Origin of the sequence: Micromonospora sp. LOL_015 (genome assembly GCF_048060275.1) — a bacterium.
Taxonomy (GTDB): Bacteria; Actinomycetota; Actinomycetes; order Mycobacteriales; family Micromonosporaceae; genus Micromonospora_E.
Window position 1 is genome coordinate 91335 of the sequence record NZ_JBHMIO010000022.1, and the last position, 6221, is coordinate 97555.

Genomic DNA, 6221 nt, shown 5'->3' on the forward strand with positions numbered 1-6221 from the left:
AACGTCAACGCTACGCGACGCGTCCGGCTCGCGGTGCCCCACCCGCCCCAGGACGCTCAGCCGTGGCGGCCCAACCCGATCGGACGACGCATACCGCCCGCTGGGCGGGGTAGCCAGCAGCTGATCGAGTGTCGTCACGGGGGGTGGATCATGGGGTACGCGCGAACGGCCGTCGCTCCCACGGTTGCGGACTGGGCCGCCCGTCGCACCGGGACGGCGGGCCGGTGGACGCCCTGGGAACTGGCCATGGCCAAGGCCAGGACCGGCCGGCGGGTGAGCGTCGTACTGCCGGCCCGCAACGAGGAGGCCACCGTCGGCGCCATCGTCGAGTCGATCGTCGGGAACCTGGTGGACCGGGTGCCGCTGGTCGACGACGTGGTGGTGGTCGACTCCCGGTCCGACGACAGCACGGCGGCCGTGGCCGCCGCCGCCGGCGCGCGGGTCGTCGGCCAGGACGAGATGACCCGAGGGCTGCCGCGACTGGAGGGCAAGGGTGACGCGCTCTGGGCCGGGCTGGCCGCCACCGACGGGAATCTGATCGCCTTCGTCGACGCCGACCTGCGGGAGTTCCAGCCGGCCTTCGTGACCGGGCTGCTCGGCCCGCTGCTCACCGATGAGTCGGTCAGCTTTGTCAAGGGCTTCTACCACCGGCCGCTGGTGCGGTCGAGTGACGTCGAGGCGGATGCCGGTGGCCGGGTCACGGAGATCATGGCTCGACCGCTGTTCAACCTCTTCTGGCCGGACCTGTCGGGATTCGTCCAGCCGTTGGCCGGCGAGTACGCCGGCCGACGCGATGTGCTGGAACAGATCCCGTTCGTCTCCGGCTACGGGGTAGAGACCGCGATGCTGATCGACCTGCTCGACGTCTGTGGGCTGGACTCCCTGGCTCAGGTCGATCTCGGCGAGCGGCGGCACCGGCACCAGAGCACCGAGGCGTTGGGGCGGATGTCCGCCCAGATCCTGTTGACGGCCTGGTCGCGGCTCCACCGAAAGGGCTGGGTGGTCTCGGAGCGTCCGCCCGGCGGCCTGCTCACCCAGTTCCGGCGCGGCGAGGCCGAGGCGCTGAGCAATCTGGAACGCGAGATCGTCGTCAGCGACGTGTCGGTCCAGGAACGGCCCCCGTTGGGCCAGCACCGGCGGGCGCTGGCGACCACCGCGGCTGCCGGCTGACGCCGAGCCCGGCCGGAACCGCCGACCAGGCTATTTGCTTCCCGCACTCGGCTTGGTGGCGTGGAAAACGATCAGACCGACCACCAACCCGACCAGTGCGATGGCACCGGAGTTCGACGTATCGTCCCCAGCTCCGGAGATGCCGAAGGCGAACGTGCCCGCGCCTGCGACGATTGCCGCGACCAAGCGGTTTCCACGTTGTTTCACGGTCGGCACGCTATCGGCGCCGGTAACGCCGCCAGCGCCAGCCGGCACCGGTTCCCCCGATCGAGGTAGCGGGGCGAAACCGGCTCAGACCACGGCGAACAGCGGTGCCAGGCCGGCCACGGTCAGGCTGCGTCGCACATAGGGCTGGGGCCGGGTGAACCGTAGCCGTACCGCCGCCCGGCGGGCGGCCTCGTGGCTGGCCAGCAACGCGGCGATGCCGGCGGCGTCGACGAAGCCGACGCCGTCCAGGTCGACCAGGACCTCGGCGTCGGGGCCGGCGGCCCGGACCGCGTCGACCAGTCCGTCGCGGACCCGTTCGGCCGCCTCCCGGTCGAGTTCGCCGGTCAGGCCGATCTCAGTCCGGCCGTCGGCGCGCCGCACGGAGACGGTCAGCGCGACGTCGGCCGGCTCCGGCTGGGCGATCCCGGAATCCCACCGGGGCGGGGCGTCGGTCAGCATCGCCTGGCGCAGCCAGGTCAGGGTCCGGGACAGCAGCCGGGAGACATGCATCTGGGAAATGCCGAACTCGGCGGCGATGTCCGACTGGGTGTAGTTGCCGTAGAAGCGCATGGCGAGTATCCGGCGTTCCCGGGCCGGCAGCCGGTAGAGCAGCCCGCTGACCGTGAGCCGATCGTCGACGGACTCCAGGTCGGCGTCCAGCGCGCCGAACATGTCGCCCAGCTCGGCGGGTCCGTCGTCGCCGACCGGCCCGTTCAGCGACGCGGGTGTGTAGCCGGCGGCGGATTCCAGGGCCGCGAGGATGTCCTCTTCGGAGGTGTCCAGCCGCTCGGCGAGTTCGGCGACGGTCGGCGACCGGGACAGCTCGCTGGTCAGCACCGCGGTCGCCTGGCTCACCTCGATGGTGAGATCCTGTAGCCGGCGGGGCACGTGTACGCCCCAGGTCCGGTCCCGGAAGTGGCGTTTGATCTCCCCAGTGATGGTCACCGCCGCGTAGGCGGTGAACGAGCCACGGTCTGGGTCGTAGCGGTCCACCGCTTTGACCAGCCCGAGCCGGGCGACCTGCTCGAGATCCTCCAGCGGCTCGCCGCGACCGCGGTAACGCCGGGCCAGCCGACCGGCGAACGGCAGGGCCAGCTGGACGAGTTCCTCTCGCAGATCCCGGCGCCGATTCTCAGCCTGGTCGGCGAATCGGGCCGCGTAGGACAGAGCTGCTCCGTCGAGGTCCTCCAGCGCGTGTTCCGAACGAGTTACCGTACGTCTTTGTCCGGACATTTCGCCCCTCCCCGGTGATCCGGCCCTGAGCTCCGCATTCCGGCACATTGATCGGGTCGCGAGTCCGGTCCAGCACCGGACGGACGCCCTCACTAAGCCGGACCCTACTTGCAGTGACAACGCCACCCGATCCGAATGCCATGAAAATTCCACGCCGAGGACGGCTGCCGACGCACCGGCAGTGCGCTCAGCTGGTGATTGGATCGGAATACCGCAGCACGGCGCCGACCCCGCCGGCCAGATCCGCGTCACCGGGACCGACCAGCACCAGATCGGCGTCGGTGGCCGCCAGCGCGCGCAGCAGCGCCGCGTCGGCGCGGACCTCGCAGGGCTCGTCCACCGCCATGACGGCCAGGTCGGCCGGATCCAGGGCGATCTGGGTCGGCTCCGGGCCGATCCAGACCCGCTGGGTCGAGGAGGGGTCGTCGACCAGCAGCAGCGTGTCGACCTGAGCCCGCTGCAGCGCGTCGACCACGGCGGGCAGCCCATCGCCCCGACCCTGTTGCGCGCCGTAGCGGTCAAGTGCCCGGTCGGTGTGCTCGGCGGCCACTGCGGCGATGGCCTGGATGGTGGCCTCGGTCAACGGCTCGGGGTCGGCACCCACCGCCCGCGACCCGGCATCGGTCTGCACCGTACGCGACTGCCAGCGCCTCGGCAGCTGGCCGACCATGAGCTGGCGTGCCTCCGGGTCGCCGGCGACCACCAGCACCTCGGCCCCGATCTGGTCGGCCAATGCCGCCGTCGCCGCGGCGCTGGCACCGGCGTTGCGTCGCCACGACACCTCGGCCGCCCGCTGGAACCGGGCCTGGGACCAGGCCCCCGGTTTGACCTTGCGGATCGGGTGGGCGGCCGGACCCTCGACGCCGGCCTGCCGGGGCAACCCGCCGGCGCTGACCGCGTCGATCTCGGCCCCGGTACGACTGACCAGGACCCGCAGCCAGCTGATCTCCTCGCCCCGCTGGGCGACCAGCGGCATCGCGTGCGGAAGCGGGCCGACCGTGGCGAGGTCATGCGGGGGCGGCGCCGGCAGGTAATTGTGCAGTACCACGTCGCCGCTGGCGGCGCTGAGCGCGAGGCCGTACTCACCGGCGCGGGGCACATGTCGGGTCACCGCCGCGCCCAGCGCCACGACCGTCGCCGGATCGGCGCCCTGCTGGTTCAACTGATCACGCAGCGCTCGCCAGCGCAGTTCGAGCGCGTCCACCGCGTCCTCGGTGTCGTGTGAGGCGTCCAGGTAAACCGACGCCCACGGTCCGGGCCGGGCGTAGAGCGGCCGTAGGAAGGACAGATCCATGACGTACCCCCTCCTCTCTCCGCCGGCATACCCGGACAGCTCGACGAATCACCTCAAATCAACCACCTTCTCCCCCATGAACCCATTCATTCACAGCATTCACTCGACCACCTCGATACAATGCGTGAACAAAGACAAACATTGGGTGGTGATGGATGGATCCCGAACTTTTCCCCGAGCGAGCCGTCCACCGGACCGGGCCGATCATCACCGGACACGTGGTCCGTCTGGTCGGCGGCTACTCCCGGCCGATCAAAGTCGGTCAGCCCATCCTGATCGGGGTCCTCGCGGCGGCCGGGGTGATCCGAGCGCTCGGCGCGGTGCTCGCCTCGATCCGCCTGGCCGGAAGCGGCTCCACCGCCGCTCGCCGCAAGTGGAAGGAGCTGCGCAACGGACCTGAGTTCCTGGTGACCCCCCTGCACATCCGGGACACCGTCGGAGTGCTGTGCGAGATGGAAATCCACGGACATGTGCCGCAGAGTGCCCTCGACCCGGCCGACCACGTGCAGGTGACGGTACGCCGGCAGAAGGATCCCGAGCTGCCGCCCCGGGTGGAACGCATCGTCAACCTCACCACCGGCCAGTTCCTCAACCCACGGACCCCGACCGTCTGGTCGCACCTCGGTCCGGCGCTGCTGTTCCAAGCGGTCCTCGGACTCCTCTTCCTGGTCGCACTCGCCGGGCTGGTCGTCGTTCTGGCCTGAGCGTTCTGATCTGAGCGTTCCGGCCACCACCCGGAGATTCACTCCGGTTCCGTCCTCCGTCAGACGGAGGAACCTCGACAGCGAGGTACTTCGTGAGACGGAGACAACTGCCCCCCGACGGGGTGAGGGTGACCGGCGTCGGGTGAGGGATCATGGGACGATGACGCGCCAAGGGTGCCGACGGGCCCGGTCGTGACCGACTTACTGATCTCCGTGGCCTTCGCTGTCGCCTCGGCCCTCGCGTACGCCCTCGGCGCCGTGGTCCAGGAACGGCTCGCCGTCCGACTCGGGGCCCAGACCCCCTGGCGGGCGGTCGTCCGGGCGCTGCTAAGGGCCCGCCGCTGGTGGCTGTCGGTGGCGCTGAACGCCGCCGGCGCGCTTCTGCACGTGGCGGCGCTCGCGTACGGCCCCCTGTCGGTGGTGCAGCCGCTCGGCGTCCTGACGCTTGTGCTGGCCCTGCCGATCGGCGCCGCGTTCACCACCCGGCGGGTCGCCGCCCGGCAGTGGGTCGGTGCTGCGGCGGCCGTACTCGGTCTGCTCCTGCTGCTCAGCCTGACGGTGCCGGGCAGCGGCGACGGGATGACCGCAGCGGACGGCACCGTCCTGATCGTGGCCAGCGCCGTCGTGCTCACCGCGATGATCGCCGGCACCGCGGCACTGCGCCGCCCGGTGCCCCGGAGCCTGCTGTACGCCACCGGCGCCGGCATCGCGTTCGCCGTCGCATCCGCGCTGACCCACGCGGTGACCCGCGAGTACGCCGAACACGCAGCGGCCGCCCTGATCGGCCCGACCGTGCCGGCCGTCGCCGCGATGGCCATCGCCGGGGTGCTGCTGTCACAGCTCGCCTACCGCGGCGGCGGCCTCGGCGCGCCGCTGGCCACTGTCACGCTGGCCAACCCGCTCGCGTCGGCGGTGATCGGGGTGGCCCTGTTCGGGGAACGCTTCGCCGACGGACCGGTCGCGATGGTGCTGCTGGTGTGCGCCTGCGGTACCGCCGGTGTCGGGATCCTGCTGCTGACACCGCCGACGGCGATGACCGACACCGCCGACCCGGTAGACCCGGCCCCCGACCGGCCGGGTCCGCTGGCACTCTGCCGCCGCTGACTGCCAACCGGCCGGGCATCAGGGGCACCGGCGACCCGGGGCCGAGTGTCTTCGGTCACCTCCGGTACCTACGGGATGCGGATCCGGTCCGGATGTCGTTTCCTTGAAAACGGCGGCACCACGCACCGCAGCATGGCAGTCCGCCCGCCACCGGCCGTCGGCCACCTCTTCTCACTCGCGCCACGGCCATCGGCCACCGCTCGACCTCGTCGCGCAGCACCAGATCACCGCCGCAGCACCCTCTCACCGCCTGTCTTGCCGTCACCGGCGCCGGCGCACCCGCACTTGTTCGAGATGGATGGAGAAGATCGCGATGCCCCTGCGGGTCGGCGACCAGTTCGCCAACGCACTGGTCACTCAGGACGGCCTGTGCCGTCCGGTCCCGACGTCCCGACCGCACCCGCCGCTGCCGTCCGCCGGCGACGCCGCCGACGGACGCCGCCGGATCCTGATGCTGTCCTGGGAGTACCCACCCGTCGTGGTGGGCGGACTGGGCCGGCACGTACACG

At 71.4% G+C, this 6221-nt stretch carries 6 protein-coding genes and 1 pseudogene; 4 read left to right on the top strand and 3 right to left on the bottom strand.

Annotated elements, in window-relative coordinates:
• The first annotated feature begins 150 nt into the window (after positions 1-150).
• Positions 151-1170, top strand: a complete 1020-nt coding sequence (locus tag ACFHWU_RS18515) for a glucosyl-3-phosphoglycerate synthase (RefSeq protein ID WP_416555777.1) — start codon at positions 151-153, stop codon at positions 1168-1170.
• Positions 1171-1200: 30 nt separating this feature from the next.
• Here the strand turns inward: ACFHWU_RS18515 and ACFHWU_RS18520 are convergent, their stop codons facing one another.
• The 3 genes from ACFHWU_RS18520 to ACFHWU_RS18530 all read right to left on the bottom strand — a co-directional run bounded on the left by ACFHWU_RS18520 (position 1201) and on the right by ACFHWU_RS18530 (position 3904).
• The gene (locus ACFHWU_RS18520) at positions 1201-1377 is read right to left on the bottom strand and encodes a hypothetical protein (RefSeq protein ID WP_158632101.1); all 177 of its coding nucleotides are present in this window, start codon (positions 1375-1377) and stop codon (positions 1201-1203) included.
• A gap of 84 nt (positions 1378-1461) precedes the next feature.
• Entirely contained in the window at positions 1462-2610 is a 1149-nt protein-coding gene (locus ACFHWU_RS18525) for a SigB/SigF/SigG family RNA polymerase sigma factor (protein ID WP_416555776.1), read from the bottom strand.
• 187 nt (positions 2611-2797) lie between these two features.
• Positions 2798-3904 carry a Vms1/Ankzf1 family peptidyl-tRNA hydrolase gene (locus ACFHWU_RS18530; protein ID WP_416591128.1) on the bottom strand — a complete coding sequence of 369 codons (1107 nt, stop codon included), beginning with the start codon at positions 3902-3904 and terminating at the stop codon, positions 2798-2800.
• Positions 3905-4059: 155 nt separating this feature from the next.
• On the opposite strand from ACFHWU_RS18530, the gene ACFHWU_RS18535 reads away from it, so the two are divergent.
• The 3 genes and pseudogenes from ACFHWU_RS18535 to ACFHWU_RS18545 form a co-directional block, all read left to right on the top strand.
• Positions 4060-4608, top strand: a complete 549-nt coding sequence (locus ACFHWU_RS18535; RefSeq protein ID WP_416555774.1) for a hypothetical protein — start codon at positions 4060-4062, stop codon at positions 4606-4608.
• A gap of 192 nt (positions 4609-4800) precedes the next feature.
• A complete protein-coding gene (locus ACFHWU_RS18540; RefSeq protein WP_416591129.1) occupies positions 4801-5712 on the top strand; it encodes a DMT family transporter in 912 nt (303 codons plus the stop codon).
• A 313-nt stretch (positions 5713-6025) separates the two neighbouring features.
• Positions 6026-6221: pseudogene (locus ACFHWU_RS18545) on the top strand (glycosyltransferase family 1 protein); the annotation flags it as partial.